Source organism: Thalassospira sp. ABL2_045, assembly GCF_056161285.1.
Map to the genome: position 1 here is coordinate 1 of NZ_JBSWYV010000008.1, position 25,674 is coordinate 25,674.

Here is a 25,674-nt window from a genome sequence, read left to right on the forward strand (position 1 = left end):
TCGCCGTCATGCGCAAAATCATTGTAAGGGCAAACGCAAGGATGCGCATATATCATGCAGCGGTCCTTGACACTTAACACCGCTGCTTTTTAATTGCATTGGTTAATTGCGCGGGTTTTATGCCGCAAAAGAATTGCGATCAATCCGGCCCGTATTTCAGGGCATGGTGCACGATCTTTTTCATCACGGTTGGCAGGGCAAAGTCCGAAAGCCCGTCAATGGTTGTCCAACTGCCATCAAGTTGATCGGCCTCCTGCGCGGGCAGGCTTGTCGCCAGTACGCTGACATTGAGATGAAAATGCGTGAAGGTATGGCCAACCGTACCATCAAGTTCCGACCATTTCGCTGATACCGGCGCCTCGGAGAGCATGACATCATCAGGTGCCTCGATCGCGCGCCAGTCACTGCCGGGCACTTCGTAAAGGCCGCCCAGCAATCCCTTTTCAGGACGACGACGGACCAGAATGCGGCCATCGTCTTCGCGCCGGATCCAGAAGGCATAGCCGACGCGGGTCGGTTTCGGTTCTTTCTTGCGTTTCTTGGGAAGGTCGGGCGCGATGCCGGATTTACGCCCTTCGCAATCGGCCTGCCACGGACAAATGCCACATGCCGGATTGCGCGGGGTGCAGACCGTCGCACCCAAATCCATCAATGCCTGGGCGTAATCGCCGGGGCGATCGGATGGCGTCAGGGCGGCTGACTTTTCCTTGATTTCCGGTTTGACGTCGGGCAACGGCGTTTCCAGCGCAAACAAACGCGAAATCACCCGTTCGATATTGCCATCCACCGGGCTGGCATGGCGGTTAAAGGCAATGGCGGCAACCGCGCAGGCGGTATAGGGACCAATGCCCGGCAGTTTCAGCAAGCCTTCCTCGGTATCGGGAAAAACACCGTCATACTCGGTGGCCACCACCTTGGCGCATTTATGCAGGTTGCGCGCACGGGCATAGTATCCAAGCCCCTGCCAGGCATGCAGAACATCATCAAGTTCGGCATTGGCAAGATCGGTCACCGTTGGCCAGCGGTTCAGAAAGGCCGCAAAATAGGGTCCCACCGTTTGCACGGTGGTTTGTTGCAGCATGATTTCGCTGAGCCAGACGTGATACGGATCGGGCGTCTCGCCGGGTTCTGATCGCCAGGGCAGGGTGCGGTGATGGCGGTCATACCATTCCAGCATGGTTACTGCGAGGCGTTGGGTGTCCTGATGGGTGAAATGCACGTCGATCCCGTGTTATGTTGTTTTACGGATCTGGTCCGAAGTTATGCAGACCCTACGAAAGAAGCGGGCGTGAGCAAGAAAAAAGATAGTTCTGGTACGAAAAGTGGCTCGATGCTGGATCAGGCATCGAAGTCTGTCGCACCAAAAAAGAAGCAGGGATTTTCCCCGCTGGGCAGTTCGGAACGCCGCATGGGACTTCGCAATGTTGCCCCGCTTGTGGGTAATCTGACCCGGCCACTCGTGCGCAAACGCGGCTTTTTCCAGACCGAGATTATCCTGCATTGGGCCGAGATCGTCGGGCGTGATCTTGAACAATATACCATGCCGCTGAAATATAGCCCGCCGCCCAAGGAAAGCATTGCTGGCGGTACCTTGCTGATCCGCGTGGTTGGCCCGGTCGCGCTTGAGCTCCAACATCGCATGCCGCAAATCATCGAGCGGGTGAACAGCTATTTCGGCTATCGCGCGATCAACAAGATTACAATGCTTCAGGGGGATATTTCACGCCCGGAACGCACCGTCAAACGCCCGGCCGAAGTACCCGAAGCTGACATCAGCCCCACCAGTCAGGCCGACCTCGAAAAGATCGAAGATCCCCACCTGCGCGAAGTTTTGACCCGACTTGGCCGTCATATCGCCGGTGCAAGCGGTGGGCTGCGCCCCAAAACCGGCAAGAAATAAGGCATTCACCACGGTTGGCCGGGGCTGTTAACCGCGTGCTGCGTGATCACGGCCTGTTGTCTTGTGCGTCGGGGATAATCGAATCAGTTTATTGAAATGAACGATCACGGAGTTGCCGCAATTGCGCGCCAACTTGGCGACTCGTTGGTGGCATAGCCGTTTTCGGGGGTGTGTTGACTCCCGCGCTGCAACAGGCTTGTAATCACAAAACTTTGTTTTAACGGAGGTTTCCTTGCTAAAGGCAGTTAAGTTTCTTGCTGGTGCTTTTTTGATGATGGTTGGTGTGGCAAGCACCCAACAGGCACAAGCAGTTGAATGGAAAGAACATGTGATGGGAGATGCAAATGCGCCGGTCACGATGATTGAATATGCATCTTTGACCTGCCCGCATTGTGCGTCCTTCCACACCGAGGTTCTGCCTGAGATCAAGGAAAAGCTGATTGATACCGGCAAGCTGAAGCTGATCTTCCGCGACTATCCGCTTGATGGTGTTGCCCTGCGGGCCGCCGCCATCGCGCAGTGCGCGGGCGAAGATCGCTATTTCGGTGTTCTGGGCATGCTGTTCAAATCCCAGCTGACCTGGGCACGTTCGCAGGACCCGATTGGCAGCATCAAGGAAGTGGTACGCTTTGCCGGCATGACCGGTGACGCGGTGGATGCCTGCATTGCCGATCAGGAACTGATTGACGGTATCGTTGGCTCGCGCATGACCGGTGAACAGGAATTCAACGTCAATTCCACGCCGAGCTTTGTGCTGGACGGTGACACCATTGCCGGTTCGCGCGATGCGGAATTCTTTATTGAAAAAGTCGAAGACCTTATCGACTAACCAAAACAATTCTGCCGAACACCGCACCTGCGGTGTTCGGCAACAGGGGACAGGGTCGGACCGGGGGACATGATTGGTCCAGTTTAAATCGCTAAAGCTGACGGGGTTCAAGTCCTTCGTCGATTCAACAGATCTACTCGTTGAAGACGGGCTGACCGGTGTTGTCGGCCCGAACGGCTGTGGCAAATCCAATCTTGTCGAAGCACTGCGCTGGGTGATGGGCGAAACATCGGCCAAGCAGATGCGTGGTTCTGACATGTCCGACGTTATTTTTGGCGGCACATCAAGCCGCCCTGCGCGTAACGTCGCCGAAGTATCCGTTACCCTTGATAATAGCGAGCGCAAGGCGCCCGCGATGTTCAATGATTTCGATATGCTCGAAGTCACGCGCCGTATTGAACGCGGCGGCGGGTCGAACTATCGAGTCAATGGCAAGGACGTCCGCGCCCGTGATGTGCAATTGCTGTTTGCCGATGCCGCGACCGGTGCGCGCTCAAACGCCATGGTGTCCCAGGGCAAAATTGGCGCCCTGATTGGCGCCAAACCGATCCAGCGTCGCCTGATCCTTGAAGAAGCCGCCGGCATCACCGGCCTGCATTCACGCCGTCACGAAGCAGAGCTGCGTCTGAAGAACGCTGAGCAGAATATGGAACGTCTTGAAGACGTTCTGTTGCAGCTTGATGGTCAGATCGCGTCCCTGCAAAAACAGGCAAGACAGGCCGAACGGTATCGCAAGCTTTCGGAAAGTGTCCGCCAGACCGAGGCCTTGCTGTTCCATATCCGCTGGACCGACGCCCAGAAACGTCAGGAAGACGCCCGGGAATTGCTGGTCGCTGGCGAAAGTGCCGTGCGTGACCTGACCTCATCAGTGACCGAGGCCACAACGGTTCAGGCCCATGTTGCCGCAAGCCTGCCTGATCTTCGCAAAAAAGAGTCCGAGGCTGCCGCCGCCCTGCAGCGCCTTTTGATCGAACGCGAAGGCTTGGATAAGGACAAGGCGCAGATCGAAACCCAGATGGGCCAGCTGCGCGGGCGCATTCAACAGATTGATGCCGACCTTGCGCGTGAGGCGGAACTGGCAAGTGACGCCGAAGGCGCTCTTAAAAAACTTCAGGACGAGCGTGAAGAACTGAGCGAAGCCCAAGGCGGCGAAGACGACGCGCTTGATGAAGCCCGCGAAGTTGCATCCGAAAAGGCCCTTCGGGTTGAAGAGCTTGAAACCGATGTCGATGCCATGACCAACAAGGTTGCCGAGGAAGAGGCGCGCCTTAAATCGGTTCAGCAGCGTTTAAGCGAACTTAATGCCCGCCGGTCACGCCTGACCGAACGCCATGACGAAGCCGTCGCCAAGCTTGATGATATCCGCATTGAAGCCGACTTCTCCGAGGCACTTGAAGAAGCCAGCATGCATCTTGAAGAGTGCGAGGAACTGGTCGAGCAGCGCAAGATGGCGGTCGAAGAGGCCGAAATGCGCCTGGCTGAAATGCGTGACCGCGAAGACGGTCTGAAAACCGCTGAAAGCGATGCCCGCGATGCCCTGCGCGATGCCGAAAGCCGCAAGGCCCGCCTGACCGCCGAGATTGAGGCACTTGAAAGTCTCCTTCGCGGCGGTGACGACGACAAATATCCGGGCGTAATCGAAAACATTACGGTGCAGGGCGGTTTTGAACTGGCCATGGCCGCCGCCCTTGGCGAGGACCTTGATGCCCCGGATGCGATTGATGCGGCGATGCATTGGGCGACCATTGATCCGGCGACTGATGATCCGGCCTTGCCCGATGGTGTGACGGCACTTGCCAAATATGTCGAGGCACCCGCACTTCTGAACCGTCGTCTGTGGCAGATTGGCATTGTCGATGACGAGGCGACCGGGAACTTCCTTGCCAAAAACCTGAAGGTTGGTCAGCGCCTTGTCTCGCGCGAAGGCGCACTTTGGCGTTGGGATGGCTATCGCATTCTTGCCGGGGCTGAATTGCCTGCTGCTGTGCGCCTGCGTCAGCGTAACCGCCTTGAAGAACTCCGCGGTGAACTGGAAGAAGCCGATGCGGTGGTCGAAGCCGCAACTGAGCGTGCCGAGATCGCCAGTGAAAATGTCGAACGCCTGGACGAAGAAATCGAGGCGGCCCGAACGGCGGAGCAGGAATCCCATCGCGCGGTGCGCGATGCGGAAAATGCCGCGTCCTCCGCGCGTGAGGAAATCGCCAATATCAAACGCGATGCTAGCGCCATCGAAAGCCGCCTTCAGAACGCCGAAGAAGCCGAAAAACGCGCCAAGCAGGACCTTGATGAACTGATCGCCGAACAGGAAGAGCTTGCTGCCCTGCCAGAGGAAAGCAGCGAAGGCCTGATGGAAATCAAGGCCGAACTGATCGAGAAACGCGCCAATCTGGCTGATGCACGCGCCGATCAGATGGAAGCCCGAAGCCAGCTTGAACGCATGCAAAGCACCATGTCGGGCCGGCGCAAACGCCTTGAATTTGTTGAAAATGAAATCGCCACCTGGAACGAACGGGCATCCGGGGCCGGTGAACGGGTTGCCGAACTGCGCGAACGTCAGGAAGAAGCCCGCATGGAGATCGAGGAGCTTGAACTCAAGCCCGAAGAGATCGAAGAGCGCCGCGCCATCCTGTCAGACCGGATCGAGTTTTCCGACGCGACCCGCAAAGAAACCGCCGATGAGTTGCAGCGCGCGGAAAATGCCCAACGCGAAGCGGACATGAATCTGCGTGAAGCCGAACAAAAACTGGCCGAGGCCCGCGAAGGCCGCGTGCGCTGTGAAGCCCTGCTTGAGCAGGCCGAACAACATCGCCGCGATCTGATCGAACGTATCCGCGAACGCGTCAATGCCACCCCCGATCAGCTGGTTGAACTGGGCCAGATTGATCTGACCAAGGAATTGCCGAGCGAAGGAGATATCGAAGCCCGCCTGCAACGCCAGACCCGCGAACGTGAAAATCTGGGTGCGGTCAACCTGCGCGCCGAGGTCGAGTTGGCCGAGATGCAGGAACAGAAAGACACCATGGTGTCGGAACGCGATGATTTGATTGCTGCCATTGAAAAGCTGCGCAATGGCATCAATCAGCTCAATCGCGAAGCCCGTGCGCGCCTCAAAGCCGCCTTTGACGAGGTCGACAAACACTTCCAGCAACTTTTTGTCCGCCTGTTTGGGGGCGGTGGTGCGCATTTGATGCTGACCGAGGCGGATGATCCGCTTGAAGCCGGGCTTGAGATCATGGCATCCCCGCCGGGCAAAAAGCTCCAGCATCTGTCGCTGCTCTCGGGCGGTGAACAGGCCCTGACCGCTGTCGCCTTGCTGTTTGCGGTCTTCCTGACCAACCCGGCCCCGATCTGCGTGCTTGATGAGGTCGACGCCCCGCTTGATGACGCCAACGTTGACCGTTTCTGCAAGCTGTTGGAGGCCATTGGCCGTCATGCCAATACGCGCTTCCTGGTCATCACCCACCACCGTATGACCATGGCCCGGATGAACCGTCTGTTTGGTGTGACCATGGCCGAACGCGGTGTTTCCTCGTTGGTATCGGTCGATCTGCATCAGGCAGAAGTCTATTCCAAGAAAGAACAGACCGAGCTCGACTTCACCAACTGATCCGTGCTGCTTAATAAGCATCTCATTAATAAACTGATAGGGCGGGCGATGTTACACATCATTGAAACTCAATGATGGTGATGGCCGAATGTCCCAAAAAGTGCGCGAGCTCTATGAACAGTTTCCCTATCCTTTGCGCGATCCGCAGCAGGAAAAAGACCGTCTGTTAATGCCGCCACTTGATACCCTCTCGCGGGTTAATCATTACTGTTTTGGCGGGACCAAGGTCTTTGATGACACCTTTCGCGCCCTTGTCGCGGGCGGCGGCACCGGTGATTCCCTGGTATGGCTCGCCGAACAGCTGCGTGATGTCGGTGGGACGGTGACGTATCTTGAGCCGTCTGAAGCAAGCACCAAGATCGCCCGCGCCCGGACCGAGGCCCGCGGCCTGACCAACGTGACCTTTGTTAATCAGACGATTTCGGAATTCGCCAAATCCGCGCCAGAAGCTTTTGATTACATCAATTGCGCGGGTGTCTTGCACCACCTTGAAGACCCCGAAGAAGGCCTGCGTGACCTGACGAGCGTGCTCAAGGTCGATGGTGCGATGGGCATTATGGTGTATGGTGAACATGGGCGTCTGGCGGTGACCGAATGGCGCAAAATGATCGAGCCTTTGCTCGAAGGCAAAGACCTGCAGCAACAGCTTGCCATGACGCGCACGCTGCTTTCGGCCCTGCCAGAAGACAATATGCTGCTCAAGATGGGCGGTGGTCCGGGCTTTATCAAAGGTCTGCTTGAAAACGATCCGGAAATCGTCGATTTGCTGCTTCATCCCGTCGAATGCGCCTATGATGTGCACGGGGTGTATCGTTTTGCTGCGTCTGCTGCTTTGCATGTGGCGGCCTTTACCGGTTTCTTCGGTTTTGGCGGTACCGGCAAGGCGCATTACAACATCGAAAATCTGGTCCGTGATCCGGGATTGCTACGCGAATTGGCGGCCAAGCCACTGCGCGATCAGCAGGCCTTCTGTGAACGGTTCAGTGGCGCGATGCCGCTGCATGCCTTTTATCTGACGCGCGAGGATAAAGGCCAAACGGCCGAGGTGTTGCCGGATGCCGAACTGGCACCCTATTTCTTTGTACCGCCCAACAAGACCTTCTTTGATGATCTGGTTGCCCTCGCCGGTCAGCCCGTTCTGATAGAAGATGGCAGTGGCAATGCGGTTGATCTGACCGGTGGGCCGGATCTGGCGCGCCTGTTGGCGGTGTTTGATGGCAAGAACACCGTGGCCCAAATCGTCGCCATCCTGCGCGACGAGATCCTTGATACCCAGCCGATTGATATGAATTCGATTGCGATCAATACGCTGGGGGCTGTTTGGGCGCTGTTTCACAAGTTCGACTGGATGCTGGCCGCCAAACCGGACGGCTGGCAGAAAACGGATGGCGAACGCACCCTTCGCGTGCGCAAGGTTTAATCCGCTTTTGAGTTTCAGACGGTTGGCGGGCTGGCTTTGCCCGGCATCGGTGAATCGGGCCAACTGACCGTCTTTAATCCATCGATATTTCATGGTTCTGGCTAAATTCGGTCCAGATTTTGGCAAATTGTCCGGTCAGCGTGAAAATCCCCGACTTTGTCATTTGGGCTGTTGAGGTGCTTCAAAGCGGCAAGAACCAAGGAAAACCGCCGGTTGCAGCCAAGTGGGCCAAGTCACTGTTATTTTTAGTGACTGCGACTATTGCCTAACTCTAAAAGTGTTTTCCTTCACATTTCATGGGTTAAATGTCTGAAATAATTGGAATTATTCCGGTTTTTGTCGGCTGCGCAAGACGGGGTTTTACAGCTTGACAGCCCATGGGGTGCTAAGTATGTTGCCCGCGCATTTCCTTGCGACGTCTGCAGGGCTGCCACAGCGGGGTTCACGACAATGAGCGATGATAAAGATCGCGCTTCATTAGCAGAGCTTGAAAGCAAACTGGCAGCTGTAACAGGCAAACGCGAAGAGCTGCACAGCCCGAACCGGGCGACCGGCAAACCATCCCAAGGGATGGCGCTTGGCATGAGGATTTCGGCGGAAATGATCGCTGCTGTCCTTGTTGGCTTGCTGATCGGCTGGGCGCTGGATCGGGTGCTTGATACGACGCCTTGGCTGCTTGTTCTGTTTGTTTTTCTCGGGGCAGGTGCCGGAGGTTTGAACGCTTATCGCGTTGCCAAGGGTTTTGACAGTGCTGTCGGACTTGGTCGTGCGATGGGGGAGCGCAAGCAGGGGAACGGGGACCAATCCGAACCCTGATAATATTGAGCGAGGATTACGGTGGCTGGACCGCTAGAGCAGTTTGAAATCAAGCCCTTGGCCGAACTTTCGGTTGCCGGCATTGATGTTTCCTTCACCAACTCCGCACTTTGGATGGTGATCGCAGCCGTTCTCGTAACGGGCTTCATGACGCTTTCGATGCGTCGCGGCGCGCTGGTTCCGGGCCGCTGGCAGGGCGCTGCCGAGGTGATGTATGAATTCGTCGCCAATATGCTCAAGGACAACGTGGGAAGCGCAGGTCGCAAATATTTCCCGTTCGTCTTTACGCTGTTTATGTTTGTTCTGTTCGGGAACCTGCTTGGCATGATCCCGCACAGCTTTACCTTTACGAGCCACATCGCTGTAACCTTTGCGATGGCTCTGGTGATCTTCCTCGGTGTGACGGTCATCGGCTTCATGCGTCATGGTACGCATTACCTTCGGATGTTCTTCCCTGAAGGTGCGCCGATTGCGACTGCGATCATTCTGATCCCGATCGAAATCATCTCCTATTTCTCTCGTCCGTTCAGCCTGGCGATCCGACTGTTTGCGAACATGACCGTCGGCCACATCATGCTGAAAGTTATCGGTGGGTTCGTTGGCCTGATTGGCATTCTCGGCGTGCTTCCGTTTGCTTTGCTGACGGGGATTACTGTTCTGGAGTTCGGCATTGCTGCGCTTCAGGCTTATGTCTACACAATTCTCACCTGCATCTATCTCCATGATGCAATCCACATGCACTGATGTGTGTGGTTTGGTGTGATCTCTTCTGATTGCCTTTAAGAAATTCGAAAGGGTGAAGTTATGGAACTCGATGCTGCTAAGATGATCGGTGCTGGCCTGGCTGCTATTGGCATGATTGGTGCCGGTATCGGTGTTGGTAACATCTGGTCGAGCCTGATTGCGACTGTTGGCCGCAACCCGGCTGCAAAAGGCGACGTTGAACTGTATGGCTGGATCGGCTTTGCTGTTACCGAAGCTATTGCACTGTTCGCACTCGTCGTTGCGCTGATCGTTCTGTTCGGCTAATCGGCGCCTTTTGCGCGAATACACGGCCCGGCGAGGCACCCCCTCGCCGGTCTCGTTGAATTCGGGAGTAGGCTATGCCGCAGTTTGATATTGCGACGTTCTCAGAACAGATTTTCTGGCTGTTCGTTATTTTTGCCATCTTGTATTTCCTGATGTCGAAAATCGCGCTGCCGAAGGTCGGTGAAGTTCTTGAACGCCGTCAAAAAACCATCGAAGACAACCTTGGCAAGGCTCGGGCGTTGAAAGACGAAACCGATGCCGCCATCGCGAAATACGAGGCTGCTTTGGCAGAAGCTCGTGAGGCTGCTCAGGCTGACATTCGCGAAGCATCGGAAAAGGCTGCTGCAGAGCAAGCCAAGAAAACCGATGCCATGGTCAAGAAGCTGTCTAAAAAGACATCTGATGCCGAAAAGGCAATTGCGGACGCGAAAGCGGATGCAATGACTGGTGTTGCAGAAGCAGCATCGGAAATTGCCCGTGAAGCAACCGACAAACTTATCGGTGTCAAGGTTCAGGCCAAAACTGCCGACAAGGCTGTTTCGGCAATCGTAGGAGAGTAAGACAATGGCAACCCAAGAGGTTACTTTCCTTACCGATCCATACACCTGGACCACGCTTTCTTTCGTGCTGGTCGTCGGTTTTGGCGGTTTCAAAGCCGTCAAGGGTATCTCGGGCGCACTTGATAAACGTGCCAAGAAGATCTCCGACGAACTGGATGAAGCACAGCGTCTTCGCGAAGAAGCCCAAGAGCTTCTGGCCAATTATCAGGCCAAACAGCGTGAAGCGCTCAAGGAAGCTGACGAAATCCGCGCGCATGCCAAGGCAGAAGCCGACCGCATGCTCGAGAGCGCCCAGGCAGAGCTCAAAGCGGCCCTTAAACGCCGTGAACAGCAGGCCCTGGATCGTATCTCCAACCTCGAAAGCCAGGCTATCGCCGAAGTTCGTGCGCATGTCGCCGAAATCGCAGCCGCGGCCACCACGGCCCTAGTTTCTGACAAGGTCTCCGGTGCAAAGGCAGACGAGCTGGTTGATAGCGCGATCGCGGAAATCAAAGGTCGTCTGAACTGATTTTTCCGGTTTTCGGAAATTAAAAACCCCGCAGCATTGCTGCGGGGTTTTTTGTTATCTGATGCCGAGGATCAATGATGTGATCAGGACAGTTTCTCGCGGCCATGCGGCGCTTCAAGGTCCATGACCGGGCCAAGCGGCACCACACCGGACGGGTTGATCGTCGGGTGGCTTTCGTAATAGTGGCCCTTGATATGGTCCATACACACCGTCTCCTTGATCCCGGGCTGTTGATACAGATCGCGCGTATAGGCCCAGAGATTGGGATATTCATTGAGCTTGCGCAGATTGCATTTGAAATGCCCGTGATAGACTGAGTCAAAGCGCACAAGGGTCGGAAACAGGCGCCAGTCGGCCTCGGTAATCTGATTGCCCACCAGATAGCGCTGCTTTGACAGACGTTCTTCAAGCCAATCAAGCGTGTCAAACAGGGTCGTGACGGCTTCTTCATAGGCCGACTGCGTCGTGGCAAAGCCCGACTTGTACACGCCGTTATTCACATCGTGATAAACGCGCTCGTTGACCGCGTCGATCTCAGCCCTTAACGCTTCGGGATAGAAATCGACATCGGTTGCGCCAAGATCATCAAAGGCACTGTTAAACATGCGGATGATCTCAGCAGATTCATTGCTGACAAGTTTGTTGGTCTTCTTGTCCCAGATCACCGGCACGGTGACGCGCCCGGTATAATCAGCCATCGCATCGGTATAGACCTGATGCATGAAATCGCGATCTTCCAGATGATCGGGAAGGCCGGCTTCGCGGTCAAATTCCCAGCCATTCTCGCCCATATGCCAATGCACGACAGACACACTGATCATGTCTTCCAGGCCCTTGAGCGCGCGGAAGATCAGGGTGCGGTGCGCCCACGGGCAGGCATAGGAAACATACAGGTGATACCGGCCTTTTTCGGCCGGGAATTCGGCATTCTGATCGGCAGACACCCAGTTGCGAAAAGCAGAATCCTGGCGTTTGAATTTTCCGCCAGTGCTTTTGGTGTCATACCATTTGTCTTGCCATTTTCCGTCGACAAGTAATCCCATGTCCGTTTCCCAAATTCTGTTCGTCGGTGTGGGCAGTCATCCTGCCTCGGTTAGGCTTCATTCTCCTGATTTGCGCGTTGAAGACAATCCGCTGATGTGACATTAATTTGTTTCCAATCGCGCAACAGTATCCCAAGAAATGTAGCCAGGAGCCGCATAATGCTGATCGGAAACCTTGACGGTATGACCGTCTTTGCCCGTGTTGTTGAAGAACGCAGTTTTTCCGGTGCGGCGCGCAAGCTTGGCATGTCAAAATCGGCCGTCAGCAAACATGTGACCAAGCTTGAAGATAACCTTGGTATCCGGCTTTTGAACCGCACCACACGGCGGCTGAGCCTGACCGATGCGGGATCGACGTTTTATCAGCATTGCGCGCGCGTGGTCGAAGAAATCGAAACCGCTGAACATGCCCTGACCGACTTGCGCGGCACACCGCGCGGCACCTTGCGCATTTCTGCCCCGCTGACCTTCGGGCAGATGTATCTGCCGCAACTGGTCACCGAATTCATGGAAAAGTATCCGGGCCTGCATGTCGATATCCATCTGGACGATCACATGGTGGATCTGGTGGCCGAGGGGATCGATATGGCGGTCCGCATCACGCGCCTTAAGGATTCAAGTCTGATTGCGCGCAAGCTGGCCGATTTCACCGGCCACGTCGTGGCGTCCCCAGGCTATCTTGCTGAACACGGGGAACCCAAAACCCCGCAGGAACTGGCAGACCATAAAACGATTTCCTACACCAATGTGCCAAGCCCCAATATCTGGGATTTCGAAGGGCCTGAAGGCCAGGTCTCGGTGCGCGTCGATCCGGTGATGTCATGCAATAACGGTGAATTCACCTCCGTCGCCGCCATTCGTGGTCTAGGCATCGCACGCGAACCGGAATTCATCGTTGCCGAGGCGCTCAGCGAAGGACGCCTTGTTCGCATCCTGCATGATTACGACCCGCTAAGCAGTGGCGGCATTTACGCGGTCTATCCGGAACGTCGCCATCTGCCCAGCAAGGTGCGCGTCTTTATCGATTTCCTGGTTGAGAAATTCAAAGGTGGTCTGTGCAACTTCCACAAGGATGCCTGCGTGGAATATCACGAAGGCCGTGGGCGCCAGCGCCCCACACCCTGATAACTTGGGTGACTTGGATTACTTGCTTTCCACCCGCCAGCCCAGCAAACAGATCGCCCCGATCAAAAGCGCCACCAACGGGATGGGCAGCAGATTGGTAATGCCACCAATCACCGTCTTGAAACTGTCAGTCTGAACAAACCCGGCCCAGTTGCTACCATGCCAGATGCGATCATCGGGCACATGGCGGAAATCGGGTAGGCCATCCTCAATTCGACCGATATAGCCATCATTTTCCGCCACCAGCCCGGCCAGAAGGTCGGGGGTTGAATTGGTATTCTGGGTTTCGGCTGTCAGGACATCACGATCAACATGCAGGCTGGTCTGGCTGCGCTTGTCCTGATCACGGACCTGCACGCGGATCAAACCGCGTGTTTCGATCGGTACTGTCGCCTGCCATGACTGATCAGGCAGCTGTTCGAACGGGGCGTTGATTTGCGCGCCGGTTTCCGGGTTGATCACGCTGGCGGCCTCGGGGGCAGCACCGATTTTGCGCCAGTTAAGGATCAGGCTGTCGCCATCCGGGCTGCGTTCGGTGCGCACCGTGTTTTCATCCAATGCCGGTTCCTTCATCAGCCAGTGCGAAAGACGCCTGAGCAATTCCGCCACCGGGCCGCCGCCATCATGACCGCGCTGCCACAGCCACATCTGATCGGAACTCAGCATCGCGACCCGGCCTTCCTCGACCCGCTGCATGGTCAGAAGCGGCAGGTCATCAACACCGGTCAGAAGCGTCATGGCATCCGGGTCCGACACCCGCGTTTCAATCTGACGATACCATTGCCCCCATTTCGGCGGTGTGTTGGGGGATCCGGCAATGGCGGTTGTAACCGGGTGCAGGCGGCCCGCCTGATTAACGCGCGGGATAAAGGCCTGCTCGACAATGCGTCCGGTTGGCGTAGCTGGCATCAGATCATTCAAGGCCGTGCTGGCAAGCCCGTCCGGCCCGACATATTCCGGCCCGGCGACGACTAGTGCCGCGCCGCCCCAGCGCACGAAATCAACGACCTTCTCCAGATAGTGCGGCGGCAAAACCCCGCGCATCTGATAGCGGTCAAAAATGATCAGATCAAACTGGCGCAAGCGCACTTCAAACAGATCACGGATCGGAAACGGGATCAGGGCCAGTTCGTTGATCGGCGTGTCATCGCCCTTTTCCGGCGGGCGCAAAATCGTGAAATGCACAAGATCCACACCCGGATCCGCCCGCAACAAATTCCGCCAGGCGCGCTCGCCCGGATGGGGTTCGCCCGATAACAACAACACGCGCAACCGGTCCCGTACACCAGTGGTTTCAAGGATCAGGCGGTTGTTGGATTTGTCGGTTTCTTCTTCAAGGGTATCCATGCGCAGTTCGGCCAACACCGACCCGGCATGAGGGACGGGGATGCTGACCCGGCGTTGTTCATTGGCGGGCAGGGCAATTTCGCGTTCCGTACCGTCTTCAAGCAACATGCGAACGGGAATGGCCGTTCCGGCGGGCAATTGCGGATCGATCGCCTCGATCATGAATTCGGCATCCTTACCGACAATGCCGTAATCCGCACTTTGGCGAATGACCAATCGACGGTCGCGTTCATCGCGCCCGCCACTGATCAGAACATGCAATGGTGCATTCAGGTCAAGACGCCCCGGCACGTCATGGACCTGTCCGTCTGTGATCATCATGACCCCGCCCAGCCGTTCGCGTGGCAATCCGCCCAGCAACCGGTCAAGCACGGCAAACATGCGGGTATCGGTTTGGCCCGGAACATCTTCAAAGCGAAGCTCGACCGTTGGATCATTAGCAAAGCGATCCTGCAATTCGGCAATTGCCGCATCGGTCTGTGCGGTTCGGTCGCCGACATTCTGGCTTGCGGATCGGTCGACCAGAACAAGGACGATGTCGCTTAGTTTTTCACTTTCGCGGTCGGTGAATTGCGGTGCCAGAAGTGCGAGAAGAACCAGCACCATGACGACAGCGCGCCAGACCGTGCCGCGCAGCCGGAATATGGTAAAGACAATCACCGCGCCAAGGCACAGAACGGCGAGTGCTTGCAGGATGGTGATATCGAGAAGCGGTGCGATCTGAAGGTTTTGCCATCCCTGGTTCATCGGCCCAACCTTTCAAGGATGGCGGGGATATGCACCTGATCGCCCTTGTAACTCCCGGTCAGGGCATACATCACCAGATTAACCCCAAACCGGAAGGCCATTTCACGTTGGCGCGGCGATATGTCTTCGCTGCGCAGATCATCACGGCCTTCGGGGATGATCCATGCCGATGCCCAGTCATTGCCACCAAACAGCACCGAGGCCACCCCGTCCAGACGCTGACTCGGGCGGGCATCAAGCCACAGTGGTTCGGAAAACCGGCCAAAGGCATGATCAAGCAGATAGAAACTGCGAAACAGGATGTGATCACTGGGCGCACGATCCAGAAGCGGCACTTCCAACCCGGCCAGAAGCCGGCGCAAACGGGCCGGCTGGACTTCGCGGTCACGACTGTCGATCAGGATCATCCCGCCGTTATTGAGATAGCGGTTCAACCGATCCTGCGCGCGTTCGGAAAACGGTTCCTGCCCATCGACCAGCGGCCAATAGATCAGTGGATAGAAACTGAGTTCGTCGGTTTCAGGATTGATACCATCAACCGTGTTGAGCTCCGCAGCACTGCGCCGACGCAAAATCTCGGTCAGTCCGGTCATGCCCGCCCGGCTCAGCCGGTCAACCGGCGCATTACCGGTTTCAAGATAGGCCAGGCGGGGCTGCAAGGCGGCATCGGGCAGAGACGCGGCATGGCCGACTGAGGGCAACGCGACTGCTGACAGTACCCCACTGCCAAGAACGAGTGCCAACAGGATTGATGTCAGCGCATTGCTGCGTCGGCTGCGCCGCAGGGACAGATTGTTAAGCGCAAGCAAGATCAGCGCATCAAGCAGAACCAGCATAAGGGCCGCCAACAGGCAAAGGGCAGCCAGATCAATCTGGCTTTGATCGGTGATTTCGCGCGTGCGGATCCCTGATGGCCAGATCACATCACGCCCGATGTTCGTGAGTGACGGGCCCAGGTTCAACGCAACGGCCTGACCGTTTTCCCCATAAATGCCCGGCGGGTGGCGTGGGCTGGGTACCGGAAGCGGTGTCTGGACCGGCAGGATAAGGGCATCGGGCTGATGTGGGCGGCCAAACCCGTCAAGCACGGTCTGGGCGGGCAGGCTGCTTTGCAGTTCGGCGTCGCTGCGATTGCTTGGGCTGGCAAGCGGCAGCAGCTTTTGCCACAGCTCGACAAACAGGCCCGACATCGGCAGGTTCGACCAGTCCGCCCATGGTGTTACATGGAACAGTACAATCCGCCCGGCATTGCGCGATGTGCTGGTAATTAGCGGCGTGCCATCGGTCAGACGTGCCCAGGTCTTGCTGACAATGTCGGGGTCCGGCTCGGCCAGGAGTTGACGGGTAACCGTGATGTCGCCCGGGACTTCAATGCCCTGAAACGGACTGTTTTCGGGAAAATCGAGCAACCTTTTGGGCTTCTCCCAGGACATTGATCCGCCAAAGTCGCGGTTACCAAGGCGCAGCGTGACGGGCAAAAAGTCCTTTCCGATCTGCGACGAACTGTCCCCGGCAAAGCGGACCAGCATGCCGCCTTCATTGACCCAGCGTTCCAGCGCATCAAACTGGCTGCCAAGCCCCGATATCGGCCCGGCGGAAACCAGAACATCGACCCCGTTTTCCAATAAGGTTCCCAGCGGCGCAAAGGTCACATCGGCGTAGGGCGACAGCGCACGATCCAGGAAGAAATACTGATCAGACAATACCCCCGGACCATCGCCGGAACTGACGATTACGCCAACCCGGCGTTGCTGCCAGCGCGCCCCGGTCTGAAAGACCGACGCGGCACTTTCGATCCCTTCGACCCCGACGGACTGAATGGCATTTGAAATGTCGTTTGGCAGCAGGATCGCAATATCGCTTTTATCGGTGTCGGCGGCGATTTCAACACTATGACGCAAAATGACATTGCCGCGTTCGCCACGGGCCAGAAGGTTGACCTCGCGGGGCAGTTCAACGCGATTATGGGTAAGTGTTGCCACCATGCCCGTACCGGACCGGTTCAGCGATCGGATGGCGATGCGATCCGTGATGGTCGGCGAAATCGTTGTGATCGGTGCTATATCTTGCAGCTCTGAGGCAATCTCGGCCTTGCCGGGATTGTCCATCTCACCGGTCAGCCACAGGATGCTGCCAATTGACTGGCTCATGTCCGGACGTTCGGAAATGAGATCGGATAGCGCGGCATAATCTGACGGCCAGGGACGCGGTTGCAGGCGGTCAAACAGGCTTTTGGTATCATTGGGCGATACCGGCCCGACAATGTCGGGCAGTTTCCATGTGGTCGCCCCGGCGGCCTCAGGTGCTGTTTGCGCAACATAGATGGTTTGCAGATCAAACCGGGCCTGATTGGCGATCTGTTCCAGTGCCGTGCGGTATTGCCGCCAGTTGGCAGCACTGTCCCAGCCATTATCGGCAATGATCAGAATCGCGCCATCATTGGCGGCAAAGTCATTGCGGTTCATTACCGGGCGGGCCGCGGCAATGATCAGAAGGGTCAGGATCAGGCAGCGCAGAATGGTCTGCCAGATCGGGGCGCGCTGAATATCGCGGCGCTTGCTCTTAAGGCCGCGCAGGATGCGGGCGGCCGGGAAGGTAACGGTCTTTGGTGATCGGGGGGCTGATCGGATCAAAAGCCAGACAATCGGCAACACCATCAGCCCGGCCAGCATCGCAGGATACAGAAATGTGATGGCCGACAGGCTCATGACATCTCCTGCGTGTTATGGCGGTGCATGCTGGGCCGTCCCCGGCCGTTCGACCCGCTTTGATTTTGCCGTTCGCTCAGATGCTGATAAAGCGCGAGTAATGTCGGGCTGGCACTTTCGGATGTGACATGGCGATCATAAAGCCAGTCATTCTGGCGCGCGGCATCGCGGACAAGTGCCCGCCATTTCTGGGCGCGCTTTTGATAGCCATCGGCAAGGTCTTCGAATTTTTCGCTGCGAAAAATCATCTGATCGCCGGTATCAAACAGATCTACGCGCCCCTGATAGGGCGGGGTGATTTCCGCAGGGTCAAGGATCTGCACCAGCGCACCGTCATTCTGATACTGACCGAGACGGCGAACGGTGCGCGTTGATTTTTCCGTTTGATCGGCAAATTCAAGGAAGTCGCCCAGGATCAGGACCGAATGTTTGCGTCCCGGGTGAATGTTGGCCCCCTGATCGGAAATGCTTTGCGGGGTGGCCAGCATCGCATGGGCCAGTTTTTCAAGATGTTCGGCCGATGTGATGCGTGTGCGTTCACCATCAAAGGTCCCGACGGTTTCGCCATTCCGGATCAAAAGATCGGCCAGCGCGATGGAAATGATCAGGGTGCGTTCGGCCTTGGATGGCAGGCTGTCTTTTGATGACCAGTATGTCGAAGGTGAAAGAACTGGCCAGATCCAGTAATTGTGACTGGCCTGCCATTCGGTCTGACGGATGAAGGTATGTTCACTGCGTGCCGACCGGCGCCAGTCAATCTGGTTGGTCGGATCGCCCGGCACATACGGTCGGAACTGCCAGAAATCACTGCCCGGTCCGACCTTGCGATTGCCATGCAGGCCACTGCGCAGACTGATGGCCGTTCGGCGCGACTCATCAATCAGCTGGGGCAGTCGGGCCGCAAGGGCGCGGGCGGCGGCGACATGATCATGCACGGCAGTGCTCGCCAATTAGCTGTTCTCCTGCAAATGGGCCAGCGCATCGGTAATCAGGCCCTTGGCGGTAAACCCTTCGGCGCGTGCGCCATAGGTCAGACCAAAACGATGGCGCAGGACCGGAACGGCAAGTTCTTCGATATCCTCGATGGATGGCGCAAAGCGGCCAAACAGCATCGCACGTGCCCGGCACGCCAGTGACAGCGCCTGTGCCGCACGTGTACCCGGACCCCAGGCAACGTTTTCGCGGATATCGGCAAGCGATGTGCTTTCCGGGCGGCATTCGCGGCAAAGTGCGATGATGGTATCAAGCACCCGGTCGGGCATCGGCAGACGCCGAACAAAGTCCTGTGCCTCAACCAGATCATCGGTCTGAAGAACCTGACGCGGACGTGTAGGATAGCGCCCGGTGGTCTCGGTCACGATTTTGCGTTCTTCCTCGGCATCCGGGTAACTCAGGCGCACTTCAAGCAGGAACCGGTCAAGCTGTGCTTCGGGCAGGGGATAGGTACCTTCCTGCTCCAGTGGGTTCTGGGTGGCCAGAACATGGAACGGTTCGGGCAGCTTGTGGCTGTAACCGGCCACCGAAACTTCGCGTTCCTGCATGGCCTGTAACAGGGCCGACTGGGTCCGCGGGCTGGCACGGTTGATCTCGTCGGCCAGAAGAAGCTGGCAAAATACCGGCCCCTTGATAAAGCGAAAGGCCCGTTTGCCGTCCGCCCCTTCTTCGAGCACTTCGGAGCCCAGAATGTCAGCTGGCATCAGATCGGGGGTGAACTGAACACGCTTATCAAGCAGGCCAAGAACCTTGCCCAGTGTGTGGGCCAGCAAGGACTTGCCAAGGCCCGGCGCACCGACCATCAGCACGTGTCCACCCGATAAAATGCCGATAAGTGTTTGCTCTACGGCATCATTCTGCCCAAATATAATAGAGGAAATCATTTTGCGGGCTTCGGCCAGCCGTGCGACACACTCGTCCAGACGAGCTGCATCGCGTTCCAGACTGCTTTCCTGGGAGAAACCCATTTCTTCGGGGAATTGTGGCGCGTTTGTCATGGCGGTTGACTGTGCTTCCTATGTTGCAGTGCAGGCGCTGGCAGGCCAAAGAACGCAGATGAAATCGGTTAAGCGAAACGGGAAAACGTCTGGTTCAGGATCAACTCTACAGCATGAATGATAACCAAAAAACCGTCGATCTCGCCGAAAAATTGTGGACGCGCTTGCGCGGGCAGAAGCCTGATACCGGGCGGCATCCGCAAATCTGCGGCGATATCCCTATGTCTATAGGTCGGGATGGCACCTGGTTCTATCAAGGTGGCCCGATTGGCCGAATCGAACTGGTGAAGCTTTTTTCTTCCGTACTGCAGCGTGACGAGGAAGGCGGTCATTGGCTTGTGACCCCGGCCGAGATGGCCCGGATCGATGTCGAAGACGTCGCCTTCATCGCAGTCGAGATGCAAAACGAAGGCGAAGGAAAGGATCAGAAGATCCGCTTTCGGACCAATATCGACCAGTGGGTGGAACTTGATCAGGACCATCCGCTTCGGGTCGAACATGACCCAGAAACCGATGAACCATCTCCCTATGTCGGGTTGGAGCGCGGTCTTGAAGCGCGTCTGAACCGGGCGGTATTTTATCAGCTGGTCGAACTGGCCGAGGAAATAAGTGACCCTGATAACGGTATGATCCGTATCGGTGTGTATAGTCATGGCCAATTCTTTGAGATCGGTCGTATGGAGGCCACCGAATGACACCCGATGACATCATTGCAGCCTTGCGCGCGCCGACAGGCGATGTTTTGCAGCGCCGTGGTGATCATGCTGTCGATTTTCCGGGCTCCAAATCCCGCGCACGGGCTTTTGCCGATGGCGAACTGGTCTCGCGCCCGGCGGCCGTTCTGGTGCCGCTGGTCAAACGCGATGCCGGTCTGCATGTCATCCTGACCCGGCGCACCGATCATCTAAGCGACCATGCAGGTCAGATCAGCTTCCCCGGGGGCCGACAGGAAGAAGTTGATGCCACACTTGAAGAAACCGCCCTTCGCGAGACCGAGGAGGAAATCGGTCTTGCGCGCCGTCATATCGACCTGGTCGGGCGGATTGACGATTATTACACCGTGACTGGCTATCAGGTGACGCCGGTGATTGGTCTGGTGACCCCGCCCTTTGATCTGAAACCCGATGATCATGAAGTTGCCGAAGTCTTTGAAGTTCCGCTGAGTTTCATCCTTGATCCACGGAACCAGAAACTGCAAACCGTGACGTTCGAGGGCACCCGCCGGCGTTATTTTGCGATTCCGTACCGCGAATATTACATCTGGGGGGCAACGGCCGGGATGCTGGTCAATTTCTCGGAAGTCATCCGGGCCAACGCGCCGTCACTGCAAGCCTAACATGTTTACTTAATCCGAATACTGGGACCTGCCTTATGTTGCGACAAATCATCCAGATCGGCCTTCCCCTGATCCTGCCCTTTGTGATGTATGGGCTGTGGTTAAAGTGGGCGCGCGCCAAGGCCATCCGCGAAGGTCACGACATTGTCCCACCCTGGAGCAAGGGGCCCTGGCTGTTGTTATTTGGTCTGGGCGTGGCACTGACGGCGGCAATCCTGATTTTCACCGCACTTGGGACTGGTGCGCCGCCCGATTCCATTTATCATGCGCCGGTATTGCGTGACGGCGTGGTCGAGCCGGGCTATTTCGAACCCAAGGAATAGCCACAGCCCAGTCACCGTCGGAATGCTCGAATGACAGGTGGCACCAAAGCAGCGATGACAGCACTCGAAGTAACCGGCAGATTGCGGCCATACGGGATCATGGTCGCCGATGATACCGCCCGCGTTTTTGATGCCATTGCGCAGCAAGGCGGTTGCGCGCGCTTTGTCGGTGGTGTGGTGCGTGATGCGTTGCTCAAACGCGACCTGGTGGATGTCGATATCGCTTGCGACCTTGCGCCCGAGGTAACCCAAGTAGCACTTGAAAAGGCCGGCATTCGGGTGATCCCGACGGGGCTTAAACACGGCACGGTTACCGCGATTACCGAAGCCGGGGCCTATGAAATCACCACGCTTCGGGTGGATGTTCTGACCGATGGCCGCCATGCCGAAGTCGCCTTTACCGACAGCTGGCTTGAAGATGCCAAGCGCCGCGATTTTACGTTTAACGCCATTTATTGCGATCTGAATGGCACGATCTATGACCCGTTTGATGGCGAAACCGATCTGCGCGACGGGCGGGTGCGCTTTATCGGGGTGGCCGAAAACCGCATTGCCGAAGATTTCCTGCGCATTTTGCGGTTCTTCCGCTTTCAGGCATGGTTTGGCCGCCCGCCAATTGATCCGATCGGCGCAGAAGCCTGCCGCAAGGCGGTAATTGGTCTTCACGATATTTCGGTCGAACGTATCCGCGATGAAATGTTCAAACTGCTGCGCGCAACCAGTCCGGCGGGCACGATCAATGACATGATCGGTTTTGGCATCCTGCCCGCGATCCTGCCGGAACTGACCCACACCGATTGCCTGCGCATCATGCAGTGGCTTGATAGCACCGCCCTTGCTGACCCCACCGTCCGGCCGGATCCGCTGCGCCGTCTGGCGGCCCTGTTTGCGCCCGAAGGCGATAAACGCAAAAGCGATGATCAGGAAGACAATCTGGCCGCAGCCGAACGTTTTGCCCGGAACTTACGCCTGTCGAACGAAGAAACCGACCGGTTTGCCGAAATGGTCGCCCATGCGCCGTTGATTGATCCGAAATTGCCGCCGGAAACCGTGCGCCGTGATCTTTATCGCATGGGGGCGGCGGCCTTTCGGGATGCGGTGCTTCTGGCATGGAGTGCGCGCGGTGCGGTCCCGCCACGCTGCACCCGGGCCGAAAATGACGAATGGAAAGCCCTGCTTGAAGCGGCGGCAAATTGGCAGCCGGTCAAATTGCCGATACAAGGGCGCGATATCCTGAAAGCCGGTCTTGCACCCGCAGGTCCGCGTGTCGGCGCGCTTTTAAAACAGGCTGAGGAATACTGGCTCGATCAGGATTTTAAACCCGGCCCGGATGAATTGATGGAATATGTCGCCCGCCAGAATGCGGCCGGCGACGAGGAGAAGTAATGACGACAGGCGCAATTGGACATCGGGTTTGCTGTTTTGGCGACAGTCTGGTCAATGGTGTGCGCGACGCTGAAAAGGGCGGCTGGCCCATGCGTCTCGGACGGCGTCTTTTCGACGAGGTCGGGCGCGAAGTCACCATCTATAATCTTGGTATCCGTGCTGAAACGTCCGAGGGGCTGAAAGCCCGCTGGGAATTTGAGGCCAAATTGCGCATGGTCGAAGAATTCCCGACAGTTCTGATCTTCAGTTTCGGGGTGAATGATGCCAACCACGCCGAAGATCGCGGCGAAGAAACCACCATGCGGGTGTCACCTGCCAAGTCTGCGGCGAATGCGGCCGAGATCATCGGGGCTGCGTCCAAACTGGCACCCACCCTTTGGGTCGGGCCACAGGCCGTGATTGATGGCAGCAAATCCAGTCAGGAAATCAATCAACGCCTTGAAGGTCTGAACCAGATTTATCTCGAAACCGCGCGCGGTTTTGATGTGCCTTACCTTGATCTGCTTGCAACGACCCTTAGCGATGACACATGGCAACGGGCCTTGCGGCGCGGCGATGGTTACCACCCCGATAAGCACGGCTATGACCGGTTGGCAGAGTTGATCTGGGAATGGGGTGCCGTTCAACAGGCTGTCGGACTGACACCTGCCGAAGGCTAGGCACCTTCGCAGATCAGGTCAGAATGTCGAAATACTGACCTCGGCTTCCTGCTGCTGCCAGTGCGCTCTGTGCATTGCCGGACGGGCTGTAGGTCGGCGAGGAAATTTGTTCGACATACTGGTCGGACTGCGTCTTTTGCTCGCCGTCTTTCAGGAACTGTTTCTGTTCATTGCGGTCGCGTTCATAGGACTGAACGGCGCGTTCAATTTCCTGATCCGATGTCAGGACGGACGCACGGGTCCCGTCAATAATCCGGTTCTGCTCGGCAAAGCGCTGCTCATCGCCGCGTTGCTGTGCAATGGGGCTTGCCTGCCGGATCGGGGCCGACTGCTGAAGATCAGAAAAGGGCGCAATAGTGACCATGACGGAACTGCTCGTTTGAACCGATTGGTGTTTTTAATTCGCGCGGAATATTACCCAGAGTGACTCGGATTTGAAGCCCTAATTTGCCCTTCAGGGCGACAAAAATGACAAGTCTTTGAAAACCAAATTAAAGTAATTTTGGCTCGCTGGCATTGTTGCTGTTTACATCATAGATTCCGGTCGCGAATCGGCTCGGACTGGTCTTTGCAAGCGCTTTAAGTTTCGCCGCTTCGACCGAAATATGGTCCAGCGTAATGTCAGTGCGTTCGGCCGGAAGACGGATCAAAGCAGCACTGACACTCATCAGATCAAAACGTGCGGGTTTGCCATCGCGACCCTTGCCGATCAGATAGCCGTTTTCACGGGTTTCCGGGTCATAGAAACTTTTGATCTGGGCATCGAACATGGCCTGCACACGTTTCACCGCCTCGACCGCATCTTCAAAATCAATCGACTGAACATAGGCAAAGAAATCATCACCGCCGATATGGCCGACAAACCAGTCATTCTGGCTTAGAACCTTACCCAGGATATCCTTGAACAACAGGATCGCCCGGTCACCTTGGCGGAAGCCATAGCTGTCATTGAACGGTTTGAAATTATCAAAATCGAAATAGACGGCAAACCGGCGCCGGCGCGGTTCGGCCAATGCCCGCGCGGCATAGCGGTAAATCGCACTGTTGCCGGGCAATCGGGTCAGCGGGTTTTCATCACGGGCATTCAGGGTATTGCGCTCATTCACCGCGCGCAAAAGCGCACTTTGATCGAGCACGCCAAGGTATTGACCGTTCTCGGTCAGGATCACACCATCAAGCGCCTCGGTCGCGACAAAGGTTTCAAGCAGTTCTGATAGGCTGGTGCGAATATCGGCAATCGGGCACCGGCGCAGGAACCGTTTGATATTGGCCCGGTTGGCCGGGTTTTGCAGCAACTCGCGGCCAAACGGCGTATAGATGAACGCCTTGAATTCGGAATCCCGGACAATGCCCAGCGGCTCGCCATCCGGATTGACGACCGGCACCAGCGAAATATCTGGGTTCTGCTGAAAATAGCTCAGGATATCGACCGGGTTGATGTCACTTGGCAGGGCGGCCGTTTCCAGCAAATAGGACCTGACAACGTCGTCGTCACGATCTGACTGGCGCCGTGAATCGGCGGCGATATCAGCAGCGGTTTTCACAAGGTCGGTCTGTTCGGGGATCTCAAGGGCGGGGCGGGCGATAAAGAAGCCCTGTACCAGATCACAGCCGAGACGACGACAACACTGGAATTCCTCGCGGGTTTCAACGCCTTCGGCAACCACCTGTGCGGCGATCATATGGGCAAAGGCGGTGATCTGTGTGACGAACAGTTCCTTGCGGCGGTCGCGGTCGATGCCATCAATGAAGAACCGGTCGATCTTGATGATATCAGGTTCGCATTCATACAGTGCGCGCAACTGGGCGAAACCGCTGCCGTAATCATCAATGGCAATCTTGAAGCCCTGACTGCGATAGCGCACCAGGATGTCCTTAAGGTATCCGGCATTGCTAATATCGTGGCGCTCGGAAATCTCGAGAAAGATCGTGTCGCGCTCCAGTCCGGCATAGCTCAGCAGGGCAGCAGTTTGACCGGGCTGGTAATCCTCGGTTTTCACAACGCGATTGTCGAAATTGTAAAACAGCTTGAGCCGCTTGGCGCCGGGGAAACGTGCGAATTTCTCGATCGCCTTGGCACGCAGCATCATGTCGACACTATGCAGGTTGCCGGTATCCCAGGCGGTATCAAACAGCGCCTGAATGGACGTGAACCCGGCATCCTCCCAACGGCGCAACAGCGCCTCATAGCCAAAGACATGGCCTGTATGCGGGCTGACAATGGGTTGAAATGCGAAGTCGACTTTTTCGACGACCTGCTGCCAGTTGCGCAGCATGACCGGATGGGTCATGGGTCGGTCGGATATCCACTGTTCATCTGCATCAGAATCCAAATGCAGT

General features: G+C 56.8%; 23 protein-coding genes. 15 read left to right on the forward strand and 8 right to left on the reverse strand.

Going from position 1 to position 25,674, the window contains the following annotated elements; translation table 11 throughout:
- Positions 1 to 139 precede the first annotated feature (139 nt).
- Positions 140 to 1,219, reverse strand: a complete 1,080-nt coding sequence (gene mutY, locus ACXAIA_RS12405; RefSeq protein ID WP_475349599.1) for an A/G-specific adenine glycosylase — start codon at positions 1,217 to 1,219, stop codon at positions 140 to 142.
- Between the two features lie 69 nt (positions 1,220 to 1,288).
- Between mutY and ACXAIA_RS12410 the strand changes: the two genes are divergently transcribed.
- The 9 genes from ACXAIA_RS12410 (at position 1,289) to ACXAIA_RS12450 (ending at position 10,669) form a co-directional block, all read left to right on the forward strand.
- Positions 1,289 to 1,900 (forward strand): DUF721 domain-containing protein, encoded by a 612-nt coding sequence (locus tag ACXAIA_RS12410; RefSeq protein WP_475349600.1) that lies wholly within the window; start codon positions 1,289 to 1,291, stop codon positions 1,898 to 1,900.
- A 232-nt stretch (positions 1,901 to 2,132) separates the two neighbouring features.
- Positions 2,133 to 2,729 carry a thioredoxin domain-containing protein gene (locus ACXAIA_RS12415; protein ID WP_475344325.1) on the forward strand — a complete coding sequence of 199 codons (597 nt, stop codon included), beginning with the start codon at positions 2,133 to 2,135 and terminating at the stop codon, positions 2,727 to 2,729.
- A 73-nt stretch (positions 2,730 to 2,802) separates the two neighbouring features.
- Positions 2,803 to 6,336, forward strand: a complete 3,534-nt coding sequence (gene smc / locus ACXAIA_RS12420; protein WP_475349601.1) for a chromosome segregation protein SMC — start codon at positions 2,803 to 2,805, stop codon at positions 6,334 to 6,336.
- Between the two features lie 88 nt (positions 6,337 to 6,424).
- Entirely contained in the window at positions 6,425 to 7,756 is a 1,332-nt protein-coding gene (locus ACXAIA_RS12425) for a class I SAM-dependent methyltransferase (RefSeq protein ID WP_475349602.1), read from the forward strand.
- 450 nt (positions 7,757 to 8,206) lie between these two features.
- The gene (locus ACXAIA_RS12430; protein WP_044827151.1) at positions 8,207 to 8,572 is read left to right on the forward strand and encodes an AtpZ/AtpI family protein; all 366 of its coding nucleotides are present in this window, start codon (positions 8,207 to 8,209) and stop codon (positions 8,570 to 8,572) included.
- Between the two features lie 21 nt (positions 8,573 to 8,593).
- On the forward strand, positions 8,594 to 9,316 hold the full coding sequence (locus tag ACXAIA_RS12435) for a F0F1 ATP synthase subunit A (protein ID WP_475344331.1): 723 nt from the start codon (positions 8,594 to 8,596) through the stop codon (positions 9,314 to 9,316).
- A 60-nt stretch (positions 9,317 to 9,376) separates the two neighbouring features.
- Complete coding sequence (locus tag ACXAIA_RS12440) at positions 9,377 to 9,601, forward strand: ATP synthase subunit C family protein (protein WP_007089066.1); 225 nt, start codon at positions 9,377 to 9,379, stop codon at positions 9,599 to 9,601.
- A 74-nt stretch (positions 9,602 to 9,675) separates the two neighbouring features.
- Complete coding sequence (locus ACXAIA_RS12445) at positions 9,676 to 10,161, forward strand: F0F1 ATP synthase subunit B family protein (protein ID WP_475349603.1); 486 nt, start codon at positions 9,676 to 9,678, stop codon at positions 10,159 to 10,161.
- Between the two features lie 4 nt (positions 10,162 to 10,165).
- Positions 10,166 to 10,669 carry a F0F1 ATP synthase subunit B family protein gene (locus ACXAIA_RS12450; RefSeq protein WP_475349604.1) on the forward strand — a complete coding sequence of 168 codons (504 nt, stop codon included), beginning with the start codon at positions 10,166 to 10,168 and terminating at the stop codon, positions 10,667 to 10,669.
- Between the two features lie 83 nt (positions 10,670 to 10,752).
- On the opposite strand, the gene ACXAIA_RS12455 is transcribed toward ACXAIA_RS12450, so the two are convergent.
- Positions 10,753 to 11,712, reverse strand: a complete 960-nt coding sequence (locus ACXAIA_RS12455; RefSeq protein ID WP_475349605.1) for a glutathione S-transferase family protein — start codon at positions 11,710 to 11,712, stop codon at positions 10,753 to 10,755.
- Between the two features lie 159 nt (positions 11,713 to 11,871).
- On the opposite strand from ACXAIA_RS12455, the gene ACXAIA_RS12460 reads away from it, so the two are divergent.
- Positions 11,872 to 12,837: a LysR family transcriptional regulator gene (locus tag ACXAIA_RS12460; RefSeq protein WP_475349606.1), complete on the forward strand. Its 966-nt coding sequence runs from the start codon at positions 11,872 to 11,874 to the stop codon at positions 12,835 to 12,837.
- An 18-nt stretch (positions 12,838 to 12,855) separates the two neighbouring features.
- Here the strand turns inward: ACXAIA_RS12460 and ACXAIA_RS12465 are convergent, their stop codons facing one another.
- The 4 genes from ACXAIA_RS12465 to ACXAIA_RS12480 are packed head-to-tail and all read right to left on the reverse strand — an operon-like array spanning position 12,856 to position 19,630.
- Complete coding sequence (locus ACXAIA_RS12465) at positions 12,856 to 14,931, reverse strand: hypothetical protein (RefSeq protein WP_475349607.1); 2,076 nt, start codon at positions 14,929 to 14,931, stop codon at positions 12,856 to 12,858.
- On the reverse strand, positions 14,928 to 17,639 hold the full coding sequence (locus ACXAIA_RS12470; protein ID WP_475349608.1) for a DUF4159 domain-containing protein: 2,712 nt from the start codon (positions 17,637 to 17,639) through the stop codon (positions 14,928 to 14,930). The genes ACXAIA_RS12465 and ACXAIA_RS12470 overlap by 4 nt, the downstream gene beginning before the upstream one ends.
- The gene (locus ACXAIA_RS12475) at positions 17,636 to 18,589 is read right to left on the reverse strand and encodes a DUF58 domain-containing protein (RefSeq protein ID WP_475349609.1); all 954 of its coding nucleotides are present in this window, start codon (positions 18,587 to 18,589) and stop codon (positions 17,636 to 17,638) included. Before ACXAIA_RS12475 ends, ACXAIA_RS12470 begins: the two co-directional genes overlap by 4 nt.
- Positions 18,590 to 19,630 carry an AAA family ATPase gene (locus ACXAIA_RS12480; RefSeq protein ID WP_475349610.1) on the reverse strand — a complete coding sequence of 347 codons (1,041 nt, stop codon included), beginning with the start codon at positions 19,628 to 19,630 and terminating at the stop codon, positions 18,590 to 18,592.
- A gap of 113 nt (positions 19,631 to 19,743) precedes the next feature.
- On the opposite strand from ACXAIA_RS12480, the gene ACXAIA_RS12485 reads away from it, so the two are divergent.
- Genes ACXAIA_RS12485 through ACXAIA_RS12505 form a run of 5 tightly spaced genes read left to right on the forward strand, consistent with a single transcriptional unit; the run spans position 19,744 to position 23,334 of the window.
- A complete protein-coding gene (locus tag ACXAIA_RS12485) occupies positions 19,744 to 20,325 on the forward strand; it encodes a DUF1285 domain-containing protein (RefSeq protein WP_475349611.1) in 582 nt (193 codons plus the stop codon).
- Complete coding sequence (locus tag ACXAIA_RS12490) at positions 20,322 to 20,966, forward strand: CoA pyrophosphatase (RefSeq protein WP_475349612.1); 645 nt, start codon at positions 20,322 to 20,324, stop codon at positions 20,964 to 20,966. The genes ACXAIA_RS12485 and ACXAIA_RS12490 overlap by 4 nt, the downstream gene beginning before the upstream one ends.
- Before the next feature lie 35 nt (positions 20,967 to 21,001).
- Positions 21,002 to 21,289: a hypothetical protein gene (locus ACXAIA_RS12495; protein WP_475344359.1), complete on the forward strand. Its 288-nt coding sequence runs from the start codon at positions 21,002 to 21,004 to the stop codon at positions 21,287 to 21,289.
- A gap of 30 nt (positions 21,290 to 21,319) precedes the next feature.
- Positions 21,320 to 22,675, forward strand: coding sequence for a CCA tRNA nucleotidyltransferase (locus ACXAIA_RS12500; RefSeq protein WP_475349613.1), 1,356 nt, complete (start codon positions 21,320 to 21,322; stop codon positions 22,673 to 22,675).
- Entirely contained in the window at positions 22,675 to 23,334 is a 660-nt protein-coding gene (locus tag ACXAIA_RS12505; protein ID WP_475349614.1) for a DUF459 domain-containing protein, read from the forward strand. The genes ACXAIA_RS12500 and ACXAIA_RS12505 overlap by 1 nt, the downstream gene beginning before the upstream one ends.
- Positions 23,335 to 23,347: 13 nt before the next feature.
- On the opposite strand, the gene ACXAIA_RS12510 is transcribed toward ACXAIA_RS12505, so the two are convergent.
- Positions 23,348 to 23,698, reverse strand: a complete 351-nt coding sequence (locus ACXAIA_RS12510; protein ID WP_475344369.1) for a hypothetical protein — start codon at positions 23,696 to 23,698, stop codon at positions 23,348 to 23,350.
- Positions 23,699 to 23,825: 127 nt separating this feature from the next.
- Positions 23,826 to 25,625 (reverse strand): EAL domain-containing protein, encoded by a 1,800-nt coding sequence (locus tag ACXAIA_RS12515; protein WP_475349615.1) that lies wholly within the window; start codon positions 25,623 to 25,625, stop codon positions 23,826 to 23,828.
- Positions 25,626 to 25,674 lie beyond the last annotated feature (49 nt).

What these genes read in the sequence shown, in the direction of transcription:
- ACXAIA_RS12505 (WP_475349614.1), top strand. Translation starts at nt 22,675, where the DNA reads ATGACGACAGGCGCAATTGGACATCGGGTTTGCTGTTTTGGCGACAGT.
- ACXAIA_RS12440 (WP_007089066.1), top strand. Translation starts at nt 9,377, where the DNA reads ATGGAACTCGATGCTGCTAAGATGATCGGTGCTGGCCTGGCTGCTATT.
- ACXAIA_RS12480 (WP_475349610.1), bottom strand. Translation starts at nt 19,630, where the DNA reads ATGACAAACGCGCCACAATTCCCCGAAGAAATGGGTTTCTCCCAGGAA.
- ACXAIA_RS12465 (WP_475349607.1), bottom strand. Translation starts at nt 14,931, where the DNA reads ATGAACCAGGGATGGCAAAACCTTCAGATCGCACCGCTTCTCGATATC.
- ACXAIA_RS12510 (WP_475344369.1), bottom strand. Translation starts at nt 23,698, where the DNA reads ATGGTCACTATTGCGCCCTTTTCTGATCTTCAGCAGTCGGCCCCGATC.
- ACXAIA_RS12450 (WP_475349604.1), top strand. Translation starts at nt 10,166, where the DNA reads ATGGCAACCCAAGAGGTTACTTTCCTTACCGATCCATACACCTGGACC.
- ACXAIA_RS12455 (WP_475349605.1), bottom strand. Translation starts at nt 11,712, where the DNA reads ATGGGATTACTTGTCGACGGAAAATGGCAAGACAAATGGTATGACACC.
- ACXAIA_RS12485 (WP_475349611.1), top strand. Translation starts at nt 19,744, where the DNA reads ATGAATGATAACCAAAAAACCGTCGATCTCGCCGAAAAATTGTGGACG.
- ACXAIA_RS12515 (WP_475349615.1), bottom strand. Translation starts at nt 25,625, where the DNA reads ATGACCCATCCGGTCATGCTGCGCAACTGGCAGCAGGTCGTCGAAAAA.
- ACXAIA_RS12490 (WP_475349612.1), top strand. Translation starts at nt 20,322, where the DNA reads ATGACACCCGATGACATCATTGCAGCCTTGCGCGCGCCGACAGGCGAT.
- ACXAIA_RS12425 (WP_475349602.1), top strand. Translation starts at nt 6,425, where the DNA reads ATGTCCCAAAAAGTGCGCGAGCTCTATGAACAGTTTCCCTATCCTTTG.
- ACXAIA_RS12460 (WP_475349606.1), top strand. Translation starts at nt 11,872, where the DNA reads ATGCTGATCGGAAACCTTGACGGTATGACCGTCTTTGCCCGTGTTGTT.
- ACXAIA_RS12495 (WP_475344359.1), top strand. Translation starts at nt 21,002, where the DNA reads ATGTTGCGACAAATCATCCAGATCGGCCTTCCCCTGATCCTGCCCTTT.
- ACXAIA_RS12470 (WP_475349608.1), bottom strand. Translation starts at nt 17,639, where the DNA reads ATGAGCCTGTCGGCCATCACATTTCTGTATCCTGCGATGCTGGCCGGG.
- ACXAIA_RS12430 (WP_044827151.1), top strand. Translation starts at nt 8,207, where the DNA reads ATGAGCGATGATAAAGATCGCGCTTCATTAGCAGAGCTTGAAAGCAAA.
- ACXAIA_RS12445 (WP_475349603.1), top strand. Translation starts at nt 9,676, where the DNA reads ATGCCGCAGTTTGATATTGCGACGTTCTCAGAACAGATTTTCTGGCTG.
- ACXAIA_RS12500 (WP_475349613.1), top strand. Translation starts at nt 21,320, where the DNA reads ATGACAGGTGGCACCAAAGCAGCGATGACAGCACTCGAAGTAACCGGC.